This window comes from Rhodococcus sp. ARC_M6 (assembly GCF_022810305.1).
Classification (GTDB): domain Bacteria; phylum Actinomycetota; class Actinomycetes; order Mycobacteriales; family Mycobacteriaceae; genus Rhodococcus_F.
Genome location: NZ_JALGQH010000038.1, coordinates 14556 through 34976 on the forward strand (window position 1 = coordinate 14556; position 20421 = coordinate 34976).

22 protein-coding genes are annotated in these 20421 nt (G+C 60.5%); 11 read left to right on the top strand and 11 right to left on the bottom strand.

The genetic code is table 11. The features are described from left to right. Positions 1-10: 10 nt before the first annotated feature. From MTX36_RS26320 to MTX36_RS26345, 6 genes are all read right to left on the bottom strand, one after another. Positions 11-1423, bottom strand: a complete 1413-nt coding sequence (locus MTX36_RS26320; protein WP_243622618.1) for an amidase — start codon at positions 1421-1423, stop codon at positions 11-13. Between the two features lie 79 nt (positions 1424-1502). Next, positions 1503-1679 carry a hypothetical protein gene (locus MTX36_RS26325; protein ID WP_243622619.1) on the bottom strand — a complete coding sequence of 59 codons (177 nt, stop codon included), beginning with the start codon at positions 1677-1679 and terminating at the stop codon, positions 1503-1505. Between the two features lie 86 nt (positions 1680-1765). After that, positions 1766-2416, bottom strand: coding sequence for a sterol desaturase family protein (locus tag MTX36_RS26330; RefSeq protein WP_243622620.1), 651 nt, complete (start codon positions 2414-2416; stop codon positions 1766-1768). Further along, entirely contained in the window at positions 2413-3135 is a 723-nt protein-coding gene (locus MTX36_RS26335; protein WP_243622621.1) for a FadR/GntR family transcriptional regulator, read from the bottom strand. Before MTX36_RS26335 ends, MTX36_RS26330 begins: the two co-directional genes overlap by 4 nt. 32 nt (positions 3136-3167) lie before the next feature. Next, positions 3168-3887: a TMEM165/GDT1 family protein gene (locus MTX36_RS26340; RefSeq protein WP_243622622.1), complete on the bottom strand. Its 720-nt coding sequence runs from the start codon at positions 3885-3887 to the stop codon at positions 3168-3170. A gap of 273 nt (positions 3888-4160) precedes the next feature. Beyond that, on the bottom strand, positions 4161-4688 hold the full coding sequence (locus MTX36_RS26345) for a peptidase (RefSeq protein WP_243622623.1): 528 nt from the start codon (positions 4686-4688) through the stop codon (positions 4161-4163). Between the two features lie 164 nt (positions 4689-4852). On the opposite strand from MTX36_RS26345, the gene MTX36_RS26350 reads away from it, so the two are divergent. The 4 genes from MTX36_RS26350 to MTX36_RS26365 are packed head-to-tail and all read left to right on the top strand — an operon-like array spanning position 4853 to position 9343. Continuing rightward, complete coding sequence (locus MTX36_RS26350) at positions 4853-6184, top strand: DUF1254 domain-containing protein (protein ID WP_243622624.1); 1332 nt, start codon at positions 4853-4855, stop codon at positions 6182-6184. A gap of 16 nt (positions 6185-6200) precedes the next feature. Further along, positions 6201-6773 (top strand): HdeD family acid-resistance protein, encoded by a 573-nt coding sequence (locus tag MTX36_RS26355; RefSeq protein ID WP_243622625.1) that lies wholly within the window; start codon positions 6201-6203, stop codon positions 6771-6773. After that, on the top strand, positions 6763-7929 hold the full coding sequence (locus MTX36_RS26360) for an AI-2E family transporter (protein ID WP_243622626.1): 1167 nt from the start codon (positions 6763-6765) through the stop codon (positions 7927-7929). The genes MTX36_RS26355 and MTX36_RS26360 overlap by 11 nt, the downstream gene beginning before the upstream one ends. 43 nt (positions 7930-7972) lie before the next feature. Beyond that, positions 7973-9343, top strand: coding sequence for a hypothetical protein (locus MTX36_RS26365; RefSeq protein WP_243622627.1), 1371 nt, complete (start codon positions 7973-7975; stop codon positions 9341-9343). Here MTX36_RS26365 and MTX36_RS26370 read toward each other — a convergent pair. Next, a complete protein-coding gene (locus MTX36_RS26370; RefSeq protein WP_094274690.1) occupies positions 9340-9963 on the bottom strand; it encodes a superoxide dismutase in 624 nt (207 codons plus the stop codon). The genes MTX36_RS26365 and MTX36_RS26370 overlap by 4 nt on opposite strands. A 224-nt stretch (positions 9964-10187) precedes the next feature. Here MTX36_RS26370 and MTX36_RS26375 point away from each other — a divergent pair, with 224 nt between their 5' ends. The 3 genes from MTX36_RS26375 to MTX36_RS26385 all read left to right on the top strand — a co-directional run bounded on the left by MTX36_RS26375 (position 10188) and on the right by MTX36_RS26385 (position 12720). Further along, entirely contained in the window at positions 10188-11387 is a 1200-nt protein-coding gene (locus tag MTX36_RS26375) for an acyltransferase (protein ID WP_243622628.1), read from the top strand. Next, complete coding sequence (gene msrA, locus MTX36_RS26380; RefSeq protein ID WP_243622629.1) at positions 11305-12018, top strand: peptide-methionine (S)-S-oxide reductase MsrA; 714 nt, start codon at positions 11305-11307, stop codon at positions 12016-12018. The genes MTX36_RS26375 and msrA overlap by 83 nt, the downstream gene beginning before the upstream one ends. A 105-nt stretch (positions 12019-12123) precedes the next feature. Then, a complete protein-coding gene (locus tag MTX36_RS26385) occupies positions 12124-12720 on the top strand; it encodes a hypothetical protein (protein WP_243622630.1) in 597 nt (198 codons plus the stop codon). Between the two features lie 22 nt (positions 12721-12742). Here the strand turns inward: MTX36_RS26385 and MTX36_RS26390 are convergent, their stop codons facing one another. Both MTX36_RS26390 and MTX36_RS26395 read right to left on the bottom strand, forming a co-directional pair. Next, positions 12743-13672: an LLM class F420-dependent oxidoreductase gene (locus MTX36_RS26390; RefSeq protein WP_243622631.1), complete on the bottom strand. Its 930-nt coding sequence runs from the start codon at positions 13670-13672 to the stop codon at positions 12743-12745. Between the two features lie 5 nt (positions 13673-13677). Beyond that, positions 13678-15450: a hypothetical protein gene (locus tag MTX36_RS26395; RefSeq protein ID WP_243622632.1), complete on the bottom strand. Its 1773-nt coding sequence runs from the start codon at positions 15448-15450 to the stop codon at positions 13678-13680. Positions 15451-15745: 295 nt separating this feature from the next. On the opposite strand from MTX36_RS26395, the gene MTX36_RS26400 reads away from it, so the two are divergent. Genes MTX36_RS26400 through MTX36_RS26415 form a run of 4 tightly spaced genes read left to right on the top strand, consistent with a single transcriptional unit; the run spans position 15746 to position 19215 of the window. Then, positions 15746-16699 carry a DUF4328 domain-containing protein gene (locus tag MTX36_RS26400; RefSeq protein WP_243622633.1) on the top strand — a complete coding sequence of 318 codons (954 nt, stop codon included), beginning with the start codon at positions 15746-15748 and terminating at the stop codon, positions 16697-16699. Then, positions 16696-17460: a glycerophosphodiester phosphodiesterase gene (locus MTX36_RS26405; RefSeq protein ID WP_094270696.1), complete on the top strand. Its 765-nt coding sequence runs from the start codon at positions 16696-16698 to the stop codon at positions 17458-17460. Before MTX36_RS26400 ends, MTX36_RS26405 begins: the two co-directional genes overlap by 4 nt. Before the next feature lie 11 nt (positions 17461-17471). Further along, positions 17472-18386: a DUF5926 family protein gene (locus MTX36_RS26410; RefSeq protein WP_243622634.1), complete on the top strand. Its 915-nt coding sequence runs from the start codon at positions 17472-17474 to the stop codon at positions 18384-18386. A 40-nt stretch (positions 18387-18426) separates the two neighbouring features. Beyond that, positions 18427-19215 carry an alpha/beta fold hydrolase gene (locus MTX36_RS26415; RefSeq protein WP_243622635.1) on the top strand — a complete coding sequence of 263 codons (789 nt, stop codon included), beginning with the start codon at positions 18427-18429 and terminating at the stop codon, positions 19213-19215. Here MTX36_RS26415 and MTX36_RS26420 read toward each other — a convergent pair. Both MTX36_RS26420 and MTX36_RS26425 read right to left on the bottom strand, forming a co-directional pair. Next, on the bottom strand, positions 19212-19757 hold the full coding sequence (locus MTX36_RS26420) for a ferritin (RefSeq protein ID WP_243622636.1): 546 nt from the start codon (positions 19755-19757) through the stop codon (positions 19212-19214). The genes MTX36_RS26415 and MTX36_RS26420 overlap by 4 nt on opposite strands. A 90-nt stretch (positions 19758-19847) precedes the next feature. Then, the gene (locus MTX36_RS26425) at positions 19848-20393 is read right to left on the bottom strand and encodes a ferritin (protein ID WP_243622637.1); all 546 of its coding nucleotides are present in this window, start codon (positions 20391-20393) and stop codon (positions 19848-19850) included. Between the last annotated feature and the right edge of the window lie 28 nt (positions 20394-20421).

Below are 20421 nucleotides of genomic sequence, written 5' to 3' on the forward strand. Positions count from 1 at the left end.
TTGAAGAGGCTCAGTCCTGGATTCGACTCCAGGGCTGGGCCTCTTCCAGTTCGAAGGCCAGCTCGAGCAGAGTGCGCTCATCGCCGAGATCTGCCGAGAAATGGGAAGCCAGCGGCAGGCCGTTGCTGGTTTGGTGCAGCGGCAACGAGATTGCGGGGCCACCGGAGATGTTGTTGAGCGGTGTGAACGACGTGTAGGCGATCAGCTTGTCGAACAGTTCCTCGAAAGACTGCGCCGGGGAAAGGTATCCAAGTTCCGGCGTGGTGTGGGCGAGTGTCGGGGAGAGCACGACGTCGTACTTCTGGAACATTGCCGAATACTGCTGCTGGACGCGTCGTAGGCGGTAGAACGCCCGCGGAGTCTTCGCGAGATTCTTCCGGTACAGCGAGTACAGACCGCGCGAGAGATTGTCGGTAGCGGACTTGTCGAAGTCGGAGCCCAACATCTGCTTACCGCCGGTAGATATTGCGAAAGACAGGAATCCCCAGTAGATCCCGAAATCCTCGACGAACTCTTGCCCCACGGGATGCACTGCGTCTTCGACATGATGGCCGAGTTCGGCGAGCAGTTCCGCTGTGGCTGCAACAGATTTACGGGTTTCGTCATCGGTCTTGGTGACCGTTATGGAATCAGTGATCACGCCGACGCGTAGACGAGTGGAACTGGGTCCTTCGATCAGGCGAACCGGGGTGAGTCGTGGATTGCGGTAGTAACTTTCGGCCGCCGACATCCAACGCGCGGTATCGCGAACGGTTCTGGTGAGAGCGCCCTGCGAGATGATCCGAATCGGCAAGGATCTATCCGATGGATCGGCGACAGTACGGCCCCGGGTGGTTTTGAGGCCGACCAGTCCGCAGGCTGCGGCAGGGATGCGGATGGAACCGCCGCCGTCGTTGGCATGGGCAAAGGGGAGGACGCCCGACGCGACCAGTGCTGCGGAGCCACCCGAAGACGCACCCGACGAGTAGGCCGGGTTCCAGGGATTGCGGACCGGCTCTTCGGTCATGAACTCGGTGGACGCGTTGAACCCGAACTCGGGCAGCCGGGACTTTCCGATGGAAATGGCGCCGGTGGACAGGAACTGTTTCGCGAAGTCACTGTCTGCCGTGGCGGGGAGCGCGGTGAAGGCTTTGCTTCCCTGCTGGGTGGGGAGACCGGCGCTGTCTGTGTTGTCTTTGATTGCGGTGGGGACACCCGCAAAAATTCCCGTGGTCGGCCTGTTGCTCCGAACCAGAGCACGGTCGAAATCTGTGCACGCAAGGCCGTTGAGTTGCCCTTGCATCGCTTCGGCGCGCGCGATCGAGGCCTCCATGACCTCCCGAGCAGTCACCTCGCCTGATGCGATTCGGGCAGCAACACCCGTGGCGTCGAGATCGCCCAAAGCATCGTCGGTGAATGCGTGAACAGGCAAATTCGTAGACATCGGATTCCTTGATCAACGGCGGCAGGGTCGTCCGTCCAGGGTATTGGACGGACGACCCGAGGGTGCCGGTATGCGAGTATCAGCTACCGAAAATGTTCGTTGCTTGCGGTGCGTGCTGGGCAATGCCCTGAGAGATGAACTGCTGGGGATGGAACTGCTGGAAGTTGGCGACGATCGGGTGAATGACGTTATTGAAGGCATCATTGAACCTGTGTTGAATCCTTTGGTAATTGCGCTTCTTCGCTTCGGACTCCACCGACACTAGGTGCGGTTTCGGCGAGTTTCAACGAAAAATGCTGATACACAGTCATGTTCAAGATCATTGCCAGCCGGCGGCCAGGTTCACAGGTTCGATGTGGCGCCGTGCAAGTTCTTTGCAGTGGGAGAGGTTTCCACAGATTTCGGGTCGGGGTAGGTGCCCAGCATTCGGTCGGCTGTCCCCGCAGTGGTGACGGTGAACCAGTAGTGCTCGTTCTTGAAATGATGGTTGCGGTGATTTCGCCAAACCGATTTGTAGAGATCAGTTTTCGGCTTGTAATCGCTGTGGATCAGGAAGTGAGTCCACTCGTAGATCAGTCCGATTACGGAAATGCAGGTCAGGAACGTCAGGGCGAGTTCGATGCGAGGAAATACGAGTAGGGCGATGGCCGCCAGAACCGGGATCACGATCAGGAGGGTCTGCCACGGAATGAAGATCAAGGGAACCGTGCGTGGTGACGCGTGGTGTTCACGATGGCTGCGTGCCAGTCGCGAATCGATGGTGATGCCCGCAACCTTCCGAGGCTTCCAATGCAGGATGAAGACGTGAATGGTCCACTCCACAAACGGGAATACGACAATCATCACGAGGGGGACCAGGGCATCGGTGATCTGCCAGTTGCCCAACGCAATTCGTGACGCTGTCGCAGCGACCAACATTGCCGCGATCATCCACGGGGTCGGTGACTTGCGGAAGGTTCGAGCGGCATCGGTGAGTTTCAGTGGTGTGCTCATGGATTCAGTCCTTCCAGGAACGTGAGGGCCTCACCGATCGCCGTGGTACCCGAGCGCAGAAGCTCCCCGGCTAGAGCCGCAGAGGTGAGCTCGTCGTGTGAGGTGATGGCAGTAGCCAGTTTTCGATACAGGTCGGTCTGGCCGACCTCGGCAACCATGACCGCGGCCAGGGCCGTCATCGCCGGTTCGTAAGCGGTGCGGAGACTGTTGAAGATCAGACGGAAAGCGATGGAATCGGCACCATCCACGATGATTTCCCAGAATGCCAGTGCGCGGTTCTGCTGCTCCACGGGATCATCGGTGGCGGCAAGATGGTCGACCGCAGCGTGGAGTTCAATGCCGTGTTCCGGTGAAACGCGTCGAGCAGCCAAGGCAGCGATCTGCGGTCCCATCAACTCCCGGGCCTCGAGGACGCTGCGGACAACCGACAGATCCGGGACGCCGCCCCGAACAAGAAGTTGTGGCAGAAGTTCCGGCCCGGCCTGCCGGCGGAAATCGCGCACCGACGTCGACTCTCCCTGCCGGACTTCTACCAATCCGGCCTGGGCGAGCTTCTGCATTGCTTCTCGCACTGCGGGCCGGGAAACGCCGAACGCCTCGGCCAGCTTTCGTTCGCTGGGCAGGGCCTCGCCGGCCGCCAACTCGCCGGCCAGGACTTTTACCGAAATCTGGTCGAAGACCGCGCCGGAGGCGGAGGTACGGGTAACAGGATGGAACATGCATCGACGGTAGACCCGTCAACCGCTAGTGGTCAAGTGGTCTTACCAGTTTGTTCAACGGCTTCAGGAGTGGGTTTCGGCAGCTGTTCCGGGTGGGCGCGCTTCCACATCAGGCGGATCATTGCGCCCGTTACTGCGGTGCCGAGGACAATCGCGCCGCCGATGATGCCGGCGGAAGAACCTGGGAAAATGCCCTCGAGAAGCAGCCAGACGCCGAAGACGAAGAACAGTACAGCCGCACCGATCTTGATGAAGCCTTCCGGAAGATGCTTGCCGAGAACCGAACCCACGATGATTGCCAGTGCGTCGGCAGCCACCATGCCGATGGTAGATCCGATCCAGATGCCCACCCAGTCGTTATCGGTGGCGAGAGTGATGGTGGCCAGCATGGTCTTGTCGCCGAGTTCGGCGAGGAAGAATGCGGATGCGACGGCAATGAAGGCGGATCGGGTGACGCGCCCGGCCTTGTTCTGCTCGTCTTCGGTGAGGTCGTCACCGCGTAGAGTCCAGAGGCCGAAGATGAGGAAGGCGATACCGCCGACGATGCTGATGGCAGCGGTGGGCATTGCAACGCCCAGATAGTGGCCGACGCCAACGGAAACCAAGTGAACAAGAGTGGTGGCGATGGTAATGCCACCGAGAACTACCCACCAGCGATAACGCAACGCGAAGGTCATTGCCATCAGTTGCGACTTGTCGCCGAGTTCGGCGACAAAGATGACGCCGAAGCTCAAAAGTATTGCAGCAAGCAAGGTTTACTCCTCCGGTCCTGGGCAGGCGCAGATAGCGCGTGTCCGGCCGAAGGTCTCGCCCACCGACAACCATGAGATTTCTGATCATGGACCTTCGGTTCGCCAGGCCGGGTCCGTCGTGTTCGGCGAGGCGCACGAACAATCGGGACCAGTATGTCGACCTGACGATTGGGGGCTACTCCCCTTCGTCGTTACCGAGGCTAGCCTGCGTTTCTCGAATTCGCAAAGCGCACAGTAAGTTTGGTACTCCGAACTTTTGCATTACCGTTGCCGTCAGCAGGCGAGGAGCATCGCCAAAACGGCAGTGTCGGGATCACTGATCGGATCGATGCCGACCCGGCTGATCATCGATACGACCGTCCCGTCGGCCTCCGCTTCGACCCAGGCTGCGCGGTGATCCAAACCGAGGTACGGCAGGCCCGGAAGCAGGACGCAACCCGAGGCGCTGCCCTCGCATTCCGGCAGGCTGGACATCGTTTCCGACGGAGGATGCAACATGATCAACGCGGGTGGTTGGTGCTCGGAGAACCGTCCGGGAGGTAGTGCAAAGTCGCCGAGCACGGGTCCTTCGGCAACAACCAGTCCGATGGTTCCCGGTTGTGGATCGTCCGGGACGTCTTCACGGACGCCGAAGACCGTCGTCGTCGGCAAGAGACCCGGCAAGGTGGCCACCCGGACCGCCAGAGCGAGTAGTTGAGCCCACTCTTTTGTAGTGTCCGGCCAACGGCCGGAAATGACGAAACCCTGCAGCGCCCCGGCCGACTGGAACGGAGAGATTCCAATCGCTTCATTTCTTTTCATCTCGGTCCCTCCCGGAGGGTGTTGGCTTGGATCCGGTATTGGCATGTAGGTCCGGCACACTCCGTTGGGTATGAAGAAATATGCGCCTTCCGGGTGCTGGCACACAAGGCCATCGGAGTGCCAGCCTAGGTTTGTCCAGGTGAGCGTGGTGGTAACCGCAGGTCATGGCTGCCTCGAAGCGCTCTCGGTTGGATGATCTGGCAACACAAGCCTGGATATTCGGATACCCACTGATGATTGCGGCGGTTTCACGGGACGTGATGACGGCGGTGTCGTCACCAATCGGCATGAAGGCCCCGGTCAATCAGTTCGCTTATGCGCGCACAACTCCCGACCCGTCGTTCACGGACGTCGTCTCGCCCAACGCCGACACGTTGTATTCGTCCGGGTGGCTGGATTTGACGACGGAGCCGCAGGTCCTGACCTTGCCGGATTTCGGAACGAGGTACTGGCTGGTGCCCATCCTCGATGCGTGGAGCGACGTATTCACCGTGCCGGGTTCGCGGACGGTGGGACGTACCGGCGGACCCTATGTCGTGGCCGGGCCGACGTGGAAAGGTGAAGTGCCCAAGGGCATGACGCTGCTCCGCTCGCCGACGATGATGAACTGGATCGTGGCGCGTTATGCAACCTCGGGAGGTACAGATCTCGCCGAAGTCCACACATTGCAAGATCAGACTCGGTTGACGCCGTTGTCGAAGTGGACGGGCAATCCGAAGGACTATTTGCCGCCGGAAGGTTCTGTCGATCCGACGATCGATTCCCGTACGCCCCCCGTCGACCAGGTTGCCGCAATGGACGGGCGAGCGTTTTTCACCGCGCTCGACGCTCTGCTCGACGTCAACCCGCCGCGGCCCGAGGACACCGAGATCATGCATCAGTTGGGCGATATCGGAATCGGTTCGGGGCTTGCCTGGGATGTGCGGCCGGCAGAAGTTCGTGACGCTCTCGACCGAGCTGCGCGGTCAGGGATGAACGTCCTGCACACTATCGCCGCAGAATCCGAAAGCACCCCGAAAAACGGGTGGACGATGCACCGCGGCCTCGGGCATTACGGCACGCACTACGAGCAGCGCGCCTTGATCGTGTGGCTGGGATTCGGTGCGAATCTCGATGCGGATGCCGTGTACCCGCATGCGACCACCGACATCGACGGCAATGCACTGACCGGGGTCAAGAACTATGTACTGCACTTCGAGGAGGACGAACTCCCGCCGGTCGAGGGTTTCTGGTCACTGACGATGATGAACGAGCGACAGTTCTTCGTAGACAATCCGATTGATCGCTACGCAATCGGTGACCGAAGCGACCTCGTGTATGAAGCCGACGGTTCCCTCAACATCTACATTCAGCACGAGTCCCCGGGCGGGGAGAAGGAGAATAATTGGTTACCCTGCCCCGCAGCCGGATTCAACGTATTCTTACGCCTGTATTGGCCCAAGGCTTCGGTGCTCTCGGGATCGTGGATCGCACCGGGTATTCGTCCGACGAACTGATGCTCGGAGGCAATTGATGGTCACACAGAGCCCGTTCCTCGTGTACGGCAAAGAGATCTGGTGGATGATCCTGATCCGCGGAATCTTCGGGATCGTTTTCGGAGTCATGGCGTTGGTATGGCCGGGAATCACGGTCGTGGCCTTGGTCTACCTGTTCGGTATTTACTCCATCATCGACGGACTGGTCACCGTCATCAGGGCGGTCCGTGACCGGACCCATCTCAGTTCCTGGGGATGGTGGGTATTCAGCGGTGTCGTCTCGGTGGGAGCCGGTGTTGTCGCGTTGGTCTGGCCGGGGATCACGGCCCTGGTTCTCCTGTACATCATCGCGTTCTATGCCATTCTTTTCGGAATAGTGGGTGTAGTAGGAGCTTTCAAACTCAAGGGACTGCCAGGTTCAAGCTGGGGATGGCTGATGGCTGCCTCGGTGCTCGCCGTGATCCTGGGAATCATCCTCCTGATCGTGCCGGGGGAAGGCATTCTCGGATTGATCTGGCTGGTGGGCTGGTACGCGATATTGTTCGGCATCTTCTTGATCGTGGGCGCAGTCCAGATTCGGAGCCGGGCAAAGGAAGCCGGTGTTCTCTAAGCGCCCGGCCGACCCCGTCCTCGTTCCGACTGTTTCCGACAGTGGCCATTGGTCGATTCCTCGCGGCCTGATCGTGCTCCTCGGCGCAGCTGCGACCGTTGTTGCCGTAGCCGGAATGAAGTCTTTCAGTGGAATTCTGGGCCCGGTATTTCTGGCATTGATGCTGACCATCGCCGTTCAGCCGATACAAGATTGGGCGCAGAAGCGCGGCTGGCCCAAATGGATCGGCATGCTCGGGGCCTTGGTCACGGTGTATCTGATCCTGATCGGACTGGTTGCGTCGTTGGTCGTCTCGACGGCTCAGTTGGCGACAATTTTGCCCGAGTACTCCGACAAGATGGGCGAGTTGCTGAACCAAGGTCGAACCAGTCTGGCCGACTTCGGAGTTGATACGCAGCAGATCCAAAACACAGTCAGCAGTGTTGATCTCACCAAGGTCCTGACAGTTGTCGAGACCGCACTGCAGAGCTTGCTCGGTGTGCTCTCCGACCTCGTGTTCATTCTTGCGCTGCTGCTCTTCATGGCCTTCGACGGTATGAGCATTCGCTCCCGGTTGGGCATACTGGCCGAGGTACGACCCGAAATCTCCTACGCTCTTTCTACTTTCGCGTCGGGAACTCGCAAATACCTGGTGGTATCCACGGTCTTCGGGCTCGTCGTCGCGGTACTGGACGGCGGGGCACTGTGGTTGATGGGGATCCCGCTACCTGTCCTGTGGGCGCTGCTCTCGTTCATCACCAACTACATTCCCAACATCGGGTTTGTCATCGGGGTCATTCCGCCGGCGCTGCTCGGACTGCTCCAAGGCGGTCCCTGGCTGATGTTGTGGGTGATCGTCGTCTACTCCGTCATCAACTTCGTCATCCAATCCATCATCCAACCCAAATTTGTCGGTGACGCCGTCGGAATCTCCGTGACTATGACGTTCCTGTCGTTGGTCTTCTGGTCTTGGGTGCTGGGCGCATTGGGCGCGCTCCTGGCCATACCATTGTCGCTGCTGGTCAAGGCGGTGCTGCTCGACATCGACCCGGCAACACGATGGGCCGACATCTTGATCAGCGGTCCCAAGGAAGTTCCCAAGGAAGTTCCCGAGGAACTCCCCGAGGAGAGCGACAAGGAAGGCCTTCCGGCAAGTCTCGAGAAGGATCCCCCGTAGCTCTCTCAGTATTTCTACAAGTTGTGCATCTACCGTCTCGGCCATGAGCGCCGAGCACAGCACTGAACCCGCACACAGCCAGCCGTCGTCGATGGGACGGAGACTGGCCGTGGGCGGGTTGGCTGCTGTGGTGTTGGGTGCCGTCGCCGGAACCGGTTGGGTGTGGTTCACCGGCGGCGAGAACAGTTCGCGGACAGTCGCGATCGTGAATGCCGACGCCGGAACCAAGCTCGACGGCAAAGAACTGCGTGCCGGTGACACACTGGTCGAAACATTGGGCAAGAGCGAAGATTTCGACTTCCAGGTCGTGGACGGTCCCGGTGGTAACTACTTTGCGACATTGACTGTGCCGGAAGACTTCAGCGAGTCGGTGGCCTCGATGTTCGGCGCCGATCCGAGGCAGGCGAGCGTCGATCTCGAAGTTCAGGGATCGGACAGTGCGAAATCGGCTGAACTTTCACGTGCGGTATCCACCCAGGTCGGGGCGGACGGCATCAAAGGGCTGATGGCACAGACGTCGGCAGCGCGCCGCGCATTCGATCAAAACCTGACCACCGCACAGATGTTGGTGGCCGGAACAAGTGGGGCCGAGAAGTCGATCGACCAGGTCAAGGCCAGTGCAGACACGTTGCTGCCGTACTTGGAAACGGCGCGATCGGGAGCATTGGAGCTCAGTAGTGTTGCCAGTCAAGTCTCCGGGGTGGTGAATGAGGCGTCGGGCGCAGCGGAGGAATTGGCTACGCGCGCAGACTCGCTCGGCATGACCTTGGGGGAGGCGACGTCGTCGACCGCAGATCTGAAGGCTCGTATCGACTCGTTGCAGAATGCATTGAACGGGCTGCCGGTTCCGCCCGACGTTGCGACGCAACTCGCAGGTGTGAGTGCGGATCTCGGTGCGCTCAATGCGCAATTGAGTGCTGTCCCGGGCATGTTGGGTGGATCGGTCGGGCCGGATACGGCGCTGGGTGATCTGGTTCGCAATGCCGTCGGCCAATTGCAGGGCGCCAGCGACCAATTGAGCAGTGCTGCCGGGCAATTGAACGACGGACTGATCCCGATCGCGGATCAGGCGCCGCAGATGCTCGCCGGCGTGACGGATCAGATCACGCAGGGCTTCGGGACGCTGAAAAGTGTTGCCACTTCGTTGGTGACCGGACTCGACACCGCAAAGGCCGGGTTGCCGGCAATGACAACTCCGCAGCAGATCAAACTGACGTCGGTCCTGTCGGATCCGGTGGCGGTCAATCAGACGGCAACGGCAACCGGTGGAACGGATTCCCGCACAATCGCTTTGATCTTCGGCACCATGACTGCACTCCTGGGCGGCGCACTACTGATACAAACAGCGGCGCCCCTGGTTCAGGAGCGCCGCCGCGTAAAGCAGGACGAACTAGAGCATGAAGATCGTGATTAGACGATCAGACCTGCGGTCTGGGTACGAGCGCGCTCGAAGCGTGCCGTGACGTCGTTCCAGTTCACGATGTTCCAGAATGCCTTGACATAGTCGCCCTTGACGTTCTGGTAGTCGAGGTAGAAAGCGTGCTCCCACATGTCCAGCATCAGCAGAGGTGTGAGGCCCATGGAGATGTTGCCCTGCTGATCGTAGAGCTGGACGATGACGAGGCGTGCGCCGATGGAATCCCACGCGAGGATGGACCAGCCGGAGCCCTGGATGGCGTTGGCGTTAGCGGAGAAGTGAGCGCGGAAGAGATCGAACGAACCGAAGTTGTCCGCGATCGCTGCGGCGAGTTCGCCTTCGGGCTTGTCGCCACCGTCAGCGCTGAGGTTGTTCCAGAAAACGGTGTGGTTGGTGTGGCCACCGAGGTGGAACGCCAGGTTCTTCTCGAGCAGGTTGGCCTGCGCGGCGATGGTGTCGTTCTCACGAGCCTCGGCCAGCTTCTCGAGTGCAGCGTTGGCGCCGGCGACGTAAGCCGCGTGGTGCTTGTCGTGGTGCAGCTCCATGATCTTGCCCGAGATGTGCGGCTCGAGGGCTGCATAGTCGTAGGGGAGTTCCGGCAGCGTGTAAACAGACACGAGGGTCCCTTCTTTGTGGGCTTGTGAGCCCGGCTTCTTTCGCGAATGCGGATGGATCATTCTTCGGGTATCCACCCAATAACATTCGTACACGGTCTGCAACAGTTCAGCGCAGGTAGTGTTCACCTTAAAATAAAGTTCGGGTAAACGAAAACTGTGTGATCTGCAGCAATCCGACACGCGGAAATTCGTCTAACCGGTGAACGGAACCTTAAACTTGCTCGATGCCTGCACCAGTTTTTCTCCCGGAGTCATCGGAGGCGCCCCCGCCTCGGGTGAATCTTCCGGGCGCTGACCTGCTGCGCGCACTCGCTGTGGCGGCCGTTATCTACTCCCACATCTCGTTCTACGTCATCGACGACCTCGGGTCCGGCTGGTGGCTGATCGACGTCGTCTACGGCGCTTTGATCGAACCGGCCCAGCTCAATCAGCACCTGTCGTTTGTCGGCGTCGCCACGTTCATGATGTTGACCGGTGCTCTGGTGACACGATCCGCGATCCGCGATCGCCCCGGAAAGTTTCTGACCAACAGACTGAGTCGACTCCTACCCGCTTTCTGGGTTGCCATCGCGATCGCCATTCTGCTGGTCCGCCTCGGCATCAACGGGATGTTCAGCGGACAGGACGGAATTTCCAATACCGAAGCGCTGATGAGCTTCTTTCTCGGCGGATTCTTTCTCAAACCCGAAGTGGCCGTACTGGGCGTGACCTGGACGTTAACCGTCCAATTTCTCTTCTACCTCGCCTGTGTTGCGGCTCGGCCGATTCTGCGGATGCGGCCGATCATCATGCCGCTCGGCGGAGCCGCGCTGTGTTCGCTGGTTCTGCTGTACAACATCTACGCACCGATGCCGTACACGATCCCGATGCTGTCGAAGATCGCCGCGACACTACCGGCGGTGTTCCTCGGCCAGATCATGTACCTCGCGTGGGCGCGGTTGGCGCCGGGCCGGTGGCTGATCGTCGCGGTTCTGGCGCAGATTCAGGTGATTCTCGTGGCCACCGAGTTCCGCGTCTACTGGGCGGGCGAGCATTACCTGTGGACTATCACCGTGGTGGCCGCCGCCGTTGTCCTCATCGGCCGCTACGACGGCGCCCCGACGCGCTGGGCTGCCGTGAAATGGCTGGCGACGCGTAGTTACCTCATCTACCTCGTCCACACGTTGATTTTGTATCGCGTCGTCGAGAACACTGCCCCCACGGTGGGTCCGACGCTCGCGGTCGGCCTCTTCCTCGTTGTCACCGGTGTTGTCGCCGAATTCGGATACCGATGGGTGGAACTGCCGGGAGCCCGAGCTGTGACAGCGTGGCGAGAGAACCGATCACGCGTAGAATCCAAGAATGAGCTGGTACGACGACATCCTCGGGCGAGCGTCCGCAAAATCCACACTGATCAGCCCGGAGGACGCACTACCCGGGCGTGAGACGGCGATGCCGGTGCCGGCCGCCCACTACGTCAACGGGCATCCGCTCGTACCGCCGTTTCCGGAAGGCATGCAGTCCGTCGTCGTCGGTATGGGGTGTTTCTGGGGCGCGGAGAAGGAGTTCTGGCAGCTACCGGGCGTCTACAGCACCGCCGCCGGTTATGCGGGTGGATTCACCCCCAATCCCACGTACGAGGAAACCTGCTCCGGGCGAACCGGACACACCGAAGTAGTGCTGGTGGTTTTTGATCCGGCAGTCATCTCGTACGAGCAGATTCTGGCCCATTTCTGGGAGAACCACGATCCGACGCAGGGAATGCGTCAGGGCAACGACCAGGGCTCGCAATACCGATCCGCGCTCTTCACGACGTCGGAGCAGCAGGAAAAGATTGCGCACGCGTCGGCCGTCGCTTTCGGTGAACGCTTGAAGGACGCCGGATATGGCGCGATTACGACCGAAATAGGCCCGCTGGGTGAATTCTTCTACGCCGAGGACTATCACCAGCAATATCTTGCAAAAAACCCCGGCGGATATTGCCCCGTACATGCCACCGGCGTCAGTTGCCCCGTCGGACTTCTGCGACAGGATCAGGTTCCAGCGCAGACCGATATTCTTCCACCTCAGAAATAGCCGGTGCCGGAGGACACATGTGATTTAGATCGTTAATACTTGCAACTAGGTCGAAACAAAGGGAATCTCGATACCAGAGTGTGTCGTCGAGAGAACTGAGCAATCATGTCCGGTAGTACGCGAGCAACGGCGTCGCTGCTCCGACGCACCATTCATGTGGGTCACGATCCGATGGTCAGGCGAAGTGACCGCATCGAAGGATTCATGTCCTTCGGTCTGATCATTTTTGCAATCCTGCTGCTCCCGCTCGCTATCTGGGCGGGTAGTGCAACGGGGGCCAGCCAGAATGCGCTGCTCGCCGAGCAAGCAGTTCACATCCACGCCGTTACTGCCACAACGACGGGCGACTCGGCGGCATCAGACGTGGTCACTGCTGATTACGTACCGTCTGCTGTAGAAAATGCGCCGGCGCAGTGGAACTGGAACGGCAGTGTCCACCGCGGCGACGTTACCGTCGACTCGTCCACTCCCGCCGGTTCACTCGTTGACATCTACGTCGATGACAACGGCGACAAAACTATTGCGCCGCTGACCCAGACTGCGGTCGATGTCGCTGCTGTCGTGACGGGGATATTCACCTGGCTCAGTGCGATGGCACTGCTGACCATCGGTTTCATGCTTGTACGAGTGTGGTTGGACCGCATACGGGTGGCGCAATGGGACCGGGATCTTCGTACGTTCCTCGACGAGAACGCACTGTAGACACCGGCCCCGATCGCCTCTGTCAGGCGACGTGCGGCATGACCTCGGCGGCCACCAGTTCGAGATGATCAAGATCGCTGAGATCCAGAGTCTGCAGGTACACGCGCTCTGAACCGGCTTCGGCAAAAGTGCCGAGCTTGTCTACCAACTCGGACGGCGTTCCCGCCAAACCGTTTTCACGCAACTCGCCGACGTCCCGTCCGATAGCAGCGGCGCGTTTGGCAATTTCTGCCTCGTTGCGGCCACAGCACAGAACAAGAGCGTTGGAATACACCAGTTCATCGGGATCGCGTTCGATATCGACACAAGCCTGACGGACGCGCGCAAACACCTCTTTTGTCCCGTCGAGAGACATGAACGGAATATTGAACTCATTCGCGAATCGAGCCGCCAAAGCCGGCGTCTTCTTCTTGCCGGTGCCGCCGATCAGAATGGGTGGGCCACCCGCTTGGCGTGGCTTCGGTAGTGCCGGAGAGTTCTTGATCTGTACGTGCTTACCGTCGTAATCGAATGTGTCACCGATGGGCGTGCGCCACAATCCGGTCACCACGTCGAGGGTTTCCTCGAGGAGTTCGAAACGATCGCGCAGCGAAGGGAACGGGATGCCGTACGCCTGATGCTCTTCCTCGTACCAGCCCGCGCCGATGCCGAGGTCGACGCGGCCACCGCTCATCTCGTCCACCTGAGCGACGGAGATGGCGAGCGGGCCGGCATGACGGAACGTGGCCGACGTGACCAAGGTGCCGAGCCTGATCGTCGACGTCTCGCGGGCGATGCCGGCGAGAGTGATCCACGCGTCGGTCGGTCCGGGGAGGCCGTCGGAATTCATTGCCAGGTAGTGGTCGGAACGGAAAAACGCTCCGTACCCGAGTCGCTCGGCGCTCTGGGCGACTGTAAGAAGTTGTTCGTAGGTTGCACCTTGTTGGGGTTCGGTGAATATGCGCAGGTCCATGCGCCCTATTTTGTCACGGGAACGACGACGCCGACCTGTCCAGCGGCAAAACAGAGTGACAACCCGGGCGTCCTCGGGACGACCTTGACCGTCGTTCCGTTGCCGACAACCTGCACGAATGTCGAATGCAAGCCCTGCTTCACGGGAACGGAGACGGCATCGCCGGTGGTCAAGGACACGTCGATCGTTCCGTCGGCGCTCGCAAGGTAATTGAGCCGGACAGTCCATCCCCAGCCGGTCAACGGTCCGTCGAGTGGCAATTCGGTGGGCTGCTCGACGCGCGTTCCGCACTGCGGATCCGTGCCTTCGGGGATCCTGCGAGTGAAGGTCACCTCGGCGTCGACGACGCGTCCGCTGTCGTCGATCACCCGGAGAATTGGTGTGCTGGATGAAAATTCGGGTCGATCCGGCAGTGGCGCAAGGAGATTGCTTGCCATGTTGTTGGGATACGCGATGGGAAGCAGAACCCAGATCGAGACCGGTTGATCCAGTAGCGGCGCATCGGTGTTGTCCGCCAACGAAACACGTGCGTTGTCGATGTAGACACGCGTCGGGCTTTCACGCCAGATATTGACGAAGGTTGCGGTCGAGAACAGGGAACTGGCAATGAACAGAACTGAAAACGCAATGGTTGCTGCCCTTGCGGTCACGCGCATTGGGCGTTGTGGGATTGCGAGATACAGGGCGATCGCGAGGGCGAATACCGTCGCCGAATCCGTGAAGTACCGCAACGTCTGTGCCAATTCGTACGTGGTGCCTTCGGCGGTGCGAGTAGCTGTCATCGCAACAACCGAAGCCAGGAAATATGCTGTGGCGCAGGTCCAGATCCAGGCAGCGCCCCGGCGCGAGCGCACGGTCCACACGAAGACCGCCGCCACTGCGACCCACGCGAGAATCACCAGAAAAGTGGGGGGATCAGCCCACGCCGGCCCCGGAATCCACCGCTCCCACTGCCACGGCCCGCCCAGCAACGTCGGGAGCGTCCCGAGTGAGGTGCCATGGTGGAGAAGCGCGGCGGACATGCTGCGGCCGTTACCGGTGACCGGAGATTCGACGGCGATCAGGTACACCGGAATCCATACGGCAAGGACAACCGCGCTCGGTATCCACAGGGCCTTGGCCTTGTTCAAGGCGCTGCGAATCGGGGATTCCTCGGATTGGGTGCGCAAGTACAGAATCACGAACGCCAGAGCGACAAACGGTACGAGCACCGATTTCTCGAAGAACAGCAGCGACACGACAAAAACGGCCGTACCCGAGACGGCATAGCGTCGGCGGCCCGTCCGTACGAGTTGGATGGCGTCACCGCACACCCATGCGAGAGCGATCTGCAGCGGAATCGCATTGAGCGCTGCGGACCACCACGCGAAGGCCGGCAGGGTGAGCGGAATGAACAGGTACAAGACGAGTGGAATCAACAGTGCGGGGCGCCATCCGAGTACCAATCGGAGCGTGCGCAACAACGCGAGTGATGCCAGCGCCTGTCCGAGAATCAGCAGCGCGGCGGGCAGTGCCCAGTGATAGGGGGCGATACGCGTGACGAGTCCGGTGACAAAAAATGCGGCGGGCATGAAATGTCCGTCATGGTCGTAGAGCAGTAGCTCACTCGAGAAGAGTGGGAATCGTGCTCCCCGGCCGATCAGAATGAGATCGTCCCAGTAGAAGTAGTTCTGCGACGCGACCCACGCCCGCACACCGAGCGCAACAACGATCAGCGTGAGCGCCGACGGTAGAACGAACCGTGAAGTGGCTTCAGACGTGATCTGTGCGGGTCTCATCGGGCGCAAATCCACACGGAATTTGAACGTTTGTCAAATTCATCCTCGAGCCTGTGCATGGTTCGCTAACACCTGTCAGTAACCTCCCGTTCGCCTAGCTCTGACCTGTGGATAAAGGTCTCGAGATTCATCCCAAGCTGTGGATGAACCTGTGGATAATGTGGATAACTCGAGTTTTACGGTGGCGCAGGTCACATTATTGGAACAATCTGGGCGTCGATAACGGAAATTCGGTCACAGAACATCACGAAACCATTTGCTGCCGTTACCGATACGGCGTGACAGAATCGAACTCGTGAACCAGATCCAGGTCTGCGCACGGTGCGCCGCACGATGGCCCGTCATCGGACCGCCCGCGCAATGGTGCCCGCGCTGCAGCGGCGTCCTGCTCGTCCCGGTTCGCTCCGACGCCTATCTCCCGCCCAGCCGTCGAGGCTTCCGATGGATTGCGCGCACGCCCAACGCGCCGCGCGGTGTCGGTGATCCACGCCCCCCGCGTCAGAACTTGTCGACGCCCCACTACGACGCCGTCCCGCAATGGGGACTCACAGATGTCGTCGACACCACGCCGGCCTTTCAGTCACGGGCTGAACGAATGGCCGATCGCCTCGGCTCACTGCTCACGATTGCCACAGTTCTGTACGGTCTGGCCGTATTTGCGGAGATCGGCCGATACGCAATCCTGGTTCGCAACCAGACCCGTCTGATCCCCCAAGTGCTGTTGACGGTGTCCGATGCGGCTGTGTACTTCACACAACTCGGCGGACTGCTCTGCGCTGTTCTCGCTGCCGTCGCGGCGGTGTGCTGGTTGCTACGCCAACGCCGAGAGCAGTACGCCCGTGAAAAACGCACGGACCCACGCTCGCGCGGCGAGATCATCCTCGGCTGCGCGCTGCCCGTGCTCAACCTCGTGATGCCGGCGATGTATCTGCTGGAACTCGTTCGCCGAGATCCTCGTGGGGTCAGGCTGGTCAAGATCTGGTGGGGGTTCTGGGCGTTCAGTGGCCTCCTGCTGGTCGTTAATGCGTACTGGCGCTCGCGGCCGGGGCTGCAGGCAATGGCCGACGGTGTACTCCTGTCAGCCTTCATTGCATTGATCGCCGCGCTCACTGCCGCTCTGACACTTCTGGTGGTCAGGCGTATCGAGCACAAGGATTGGCGCGGTGAACCGGAATCTGCGACCCGGTGGGTGCCGGTACCGCGCTCGGTGTTGGAACAGTCGAAAGAGAAAGAGACTGCGGCGCTGTGAGCCCTGATCGTCGAGGTCCGCTCGTTGTTGCCCACCGCGGGGCGTCGGCCGCCCGGCCGGAACACACGCTCGCCGCGTACGAACTCGCCCTCGAGGAAGGCGCTGACGGGCTCGAATGCGACGTCCGGCTCACCCGCGACGGTCACCTCGTCTGCGTCCACGACCGCAAGGTAGACCGCACGTCCAGTGGCACCGGAATCGTCAGCGAAATGACTCTCGATTCCCTGAACGAGCTGGACTTCGGTTCCACCGGCGAACCGGCTGAACTTCTGACGCTGGCAGACCTCATCACCTTGGCGTTGGACTTCTCGCGTCCGGTGAAACTGTTCATCGAGACCAAGCATCCCGTGCGATTCGGCGGACTGGTCGAAGCAAAACTTCTTGCTGAGCTGCACCGTTTCGGAATTGCGTCGCCGCCGTCCGCCGATCACTCCCGGGCTGTCGTGATGTCTTTTTCGGCAAGTGCGGTGTGGCGAGTGCGCCGGGCGGCACCGCTGCTGCCGACGGTTCTCCTCGGCGACGCGTCGCGGTACCTGGGAGGCGGAGCGTCGACGGCCGTCGGCGCCACCGCGATCGGACCGTCCATCAAATCCTTGCGAGAGCACCCCGATCTGGTGGACCGTGCTGCGGCCGCCGGACGTGCCACGTACTGCTGGACCGTCGACGGCAAAGCTGATGTGGACCTGTGCCGCGAACTCGGAGTCAGCTGGGTGGCCACCAATCACCCCGGTCGGACAAAAGAATGGCTAGGTAGCGTGTAGATTTTGCCCTCGTGGCTAAGAAGAGCAAAAGAAACAGTGGACCGAAGGTAGACAGTGGGCGCGCCGAGAAGCTCGCCGCCCGCCAGGCAGAGCGTGAGGCAGCAACCAGCACGGTGAGCCGCCCGTTCGCAGGCCTCGCAGCCGAGTGCGACCTGGTCGCGATGCGTGAGTTCGTTCCTTCGGCTACGGCTCCGCTGCCCGTCATCGGAACCGACCGTCCCATCACCATCGCAACAGTGCTTCCGGGCGCAGTTGCCGCGCTCGTGCGCGACGAAGGCGACACCGCGACCGGCTTTGTCGGCGTGCAGGTGCAGGCGTACTCCGATGATCTGGGTGCAGACCTCGCCGCTGCGGCAACCTGGGTCAAGGATGCTGCTCCCGGCGACGCCCTCCCCGCTGCCGATCCCGGCACGGACACCCCGGCCGTCACCGCCGTCGTTGATCCCACGGCGCTCCTGGACATCACCGTCTACCAGGACTTCAACTGGTGGATCCCTGAAGGAACCGAAACCGACGCTCAGGTCAAGGCGACTGTCGAGCAGGCAAACGCTGCGATCATGCCGTCGGCCCGCCTCGAAGGCGACGGCCTTGTTGCTGCCTGGTGGGTTGACGCCGGAGAAAAGGCTCACCTGCGCTGGGTGCGCCCCGAGAGCGAAGACGATCTGATGCTGGCACTGGCCCGCATCCACGCTGCCGGTGGACTGAACCTGGGTGAAGGCTCGCGTTTCGCAGGCTCCTTCCGTACCCACGGACTGCTGGTTCCGGTCTTCGATCTGGACCGCGAGAAGCACGCCAACGAGTGGGTGGCAGCAACCGTCGAATTCGGCGATCGCTTGGCTCAGGCACTGGCTGTCGACGCGCCGTTGACGGCCGCCGAACTGCGTTCGCGTGACGGACTGCGTGGCCGTCAGGTCACGTTGCGCTGATTCTCTAGACGTTACGCAAGGTCACGTATAAAATTTTCGAATGACCTTGTCGCACGACATCTCCGGTAGCGGTCCCACGCTTGTTCTTGTTCATGGCATAGTCCATCGGCGCCAGGCGTGGGATTCGCTTTTGGATCAGCTGACGCCGTATCGGCGCGTCGTCACCGTCGACCTTCCCGGGCACGGTGAATCTCCGCTTCCCGAACTCGGTTCGGACGTCATGGGACAGTTGATCGACGACGTCAGCGAGTTTATTGCCGAGGTCACGCCGCAAGGAGAGCGCGCCCATGTCGCCGGAAACTCTCTCGGCGGATGGATCGCACTCTCCCTCGCGGCGCGCGGTGATGTTGCTTCCGCAACGGCGCTCTCGCCGGCCGGATTTTTTGTCAATCACCTGGATCAGGTCCGTGCCATCAACATGTTTCGCGGCCTCCGGGCAACTGCCCGCCTCATGGGCGACGGAATGCCACAGGCAATGCGGTACAAGATGATTCGTTATCCAGCTCTCGGCGCATTCTTTGCCCACCCGAGTCACGTCGACTATGCGGCGGCTTTGGCCGACTGCCGCTCGCTCGTGTCCAACGAACTGGTGGACCTCGGTGTCGACCTGAAATTCACGCTGCCCCCGATCGTGGATCCCACTGTGCCAGTGACAGTTGCGTGGGGTCGACGCGATCTGATCTTGCCCGTCTACCAGGCGAAGCGCGTGAAAAAGCCCTTCCCGCAAGCGAAACTCATGATCTTGCCCGGGCTGGGGCATGTTCCGATGACAGACGCCCCCGAACTGATCAGCTCGATCCTGCTGGCGGGAAGTGAACCGCTGGGTTAGACGGATCCACCGGCTACAGCGGGTGCGCCCGTGGTGTCACTGACCGTGCTCATCTCGCGGGAAACAAAATCTTCGAGATCGAACAGGTTGGCACCCGCACGATCCGCGATGGTGAGAAGCGTCGACATGCTGGCAACTTCCTCGACCTGCTCCTTGAGGAACCACTGCATGAACTGCTCGCCCAGGTAGTCGCCCTCTTCACGGGCGGTGCTGGCAAGCTGAACGATCTGCTCTGTGACGGTCTTTTCTTGGACGACAGCAAGCGCAATCGGCTCGCGCACATCCTTGAAATCGGACTTGGCAGCGTCGACGCCCGTGAGTTCGACATTGATGTCGCGATCGAGGAAATACTGCACGATCATCATTGCGTGATTGCGCTCTTCCACAGCCTGCTTGTAGAAGTGCTTGGCAAGCTGGGGAAGATCGGCATTGTCGAAATAAACAGCCGTCGCGATGTACTGGTGCGAGGCGTTGAACTCGTTACGAATCTGGTCTCGCAGCAGGGCATGGAATTTGGTCGTGTGAGAATCGCCAGAAGTCATGAATACCAAAATAGGGCAGGTCAGAGGCTATGTCATCCAAGTCCAGCCTTATTGTGGTAAGCGTTTCCAAACTAAAGCGCCCCTAATAAATCAGGCTCCGGCGCCCGCGATTTTCGGGGCCGTAGCGTCCGCGACAACCGGATTGTTCATCTCACGCGCAACGAAGTTTTCGAGATGGAACAGATTGTCTCCCGCCCGATCCACGATGGACAGCAGAGTTGTCATACTGGCAACTTCTTCGACCTGTTCCTTGAGGAACCACTGCATGAACTGCTCGCCCAAGTAGTCTCCGGTGTCGCGGGCAGTGCGAGCCAGACGAGTCACCTGCTCGGTGACCGTCTTTTCCTGCTTCAACGCCAATTCGACAGGCTCACGGACGTTTTCGAACTTGGTGACAACCCCGTCGATGCCGGGGACATCGACGTCGAGGTCATTGTCCAGCAGGTACTGGATCATCATCATGGCGTGGCCGCGTTCTTCGTCGGCCTGACTGTAGAAACGCGTCGCCATCTGCGGAAGATCATGCGAGTCGAAGTACACCGCAACCGCGATGTACTGCTGCGACGCCGTGAACTCGTTGCGGATCTGCTCACGCAGAAGGATGGTGAATTCGCTCGAGTTCTTCGCCTGTGTCATCCCATCAGGTTACTGGTTGGAGGCCCGA

Excerpts from the sequence above, each read along its gene's own strand:
- MTX36_RS26355 (WP_243622625.1), top strand. The coding sequence starts at position 6,201 with ATGGTCACACAGAGCCCGTTCCTCGTGTACGGCAAAGAGATCTGGTGG.
- MTX36_RS26375 (WP_243622628.1), top strand. The coding sequence starts at position 10,188 with ATGCCTGCACCAGTTTTTCTCCCGGAGTCATCGGAGGCGCCCCCGCCT.
- msrA (WP_243622629.1), top strand. The coding sequence starts at position 11,305 with ATGAGCTGGTACGACGACATCCTCGGGCGAGCGTCCGCAAAATCCACA.
- MTX36_RS26385 (WP_243622630.1), top strand. The coding sequence starts at position 12,124 with ATGTCCGGTAGTACGCGAGCAACGGCGTCGCTGCTCCGACGCACCATT.
- MTX36_RS26395 (WP_243622632.1), bottom strand. The coding sequence starts at position 15,450 with ATGAGACCCGCACAGATCACGTCTGAAGCCACTTCACGGTTCGTTCTA.
- MTX36_RS26350 (WP_243622624.1), top strand. The coding sequence starts at position 4,853 with ATGGCTGCCTCGAAGCGCTCTCGGTTGGATGATCTGGCAACACAAGCC.
- MTX36_RS26420 (WP_243622636.1), bottom strand. The coding sequence starts at position 19,757 with ATGACTTCTGGCGATTCTCACACGACCAAATTCCATGCCCTGCTGCGA.
- MTX36_RS26425 (WP_243622637.1), bottom strand. The coding sequence starts at position 20,393 with ATGACACAGGCGAAGAACTCGAGCGAATTCACCATCCTTCTGCGTGAG.
- MTX36_RS26335 (WP_243622621.1), bottom strand. The coding sequence starts at position 3,135 with ATGTTCCATCCTGTTACCCGTACCTCCGCCTCCGGCGCGGTCTTCGAC.
- MTX36_RS26415 (WP_243622635.1), top strand. The coding sequence starts at position 18,427 with ATGACCTTGTCGCACGACATCTCCGGTAGCGGTCCCACGCTTGTTCTT.
- MTX36_RS26320 (WP_243622618.1), bottom strand. The coding sequence starts at position 1,423 with ATGTCTACGAATTTGCCTGTTCACGCATTCACCGACGATGCTTTGGGC.
- MTX36_RS26345 (WP_243622623.1), bottom strand. The coding sequence starts at position 4,688 with ATGAAAAGAAATGAAGCGATTGGAATCTCTCCGTTCCAGTCGGCCGGG.
- MTX36_RS26390 (WP_243622631.1), bottom strand. The coding sequence starts at position 13,672 with ATGGACCTGCGCATATTCACCGAACCCCAACAAGGTGCAACCTACGAA.
- MTX36_RS26365 (WP_243622627.1), top strand. The coding sequence starts at position 7,973 with ATGAGCGCCGAGCACAGCACTGAACCCGCACACAGCCAGCCGTCGTCG.
- MTX36_RS26330 (WP_243622620.1), bottom strand. The coding sequence starts at position 2,416 with ATGAGCACACCACTGAAACTCACCGATGCCGCTCGAACCTTCCGCAAG.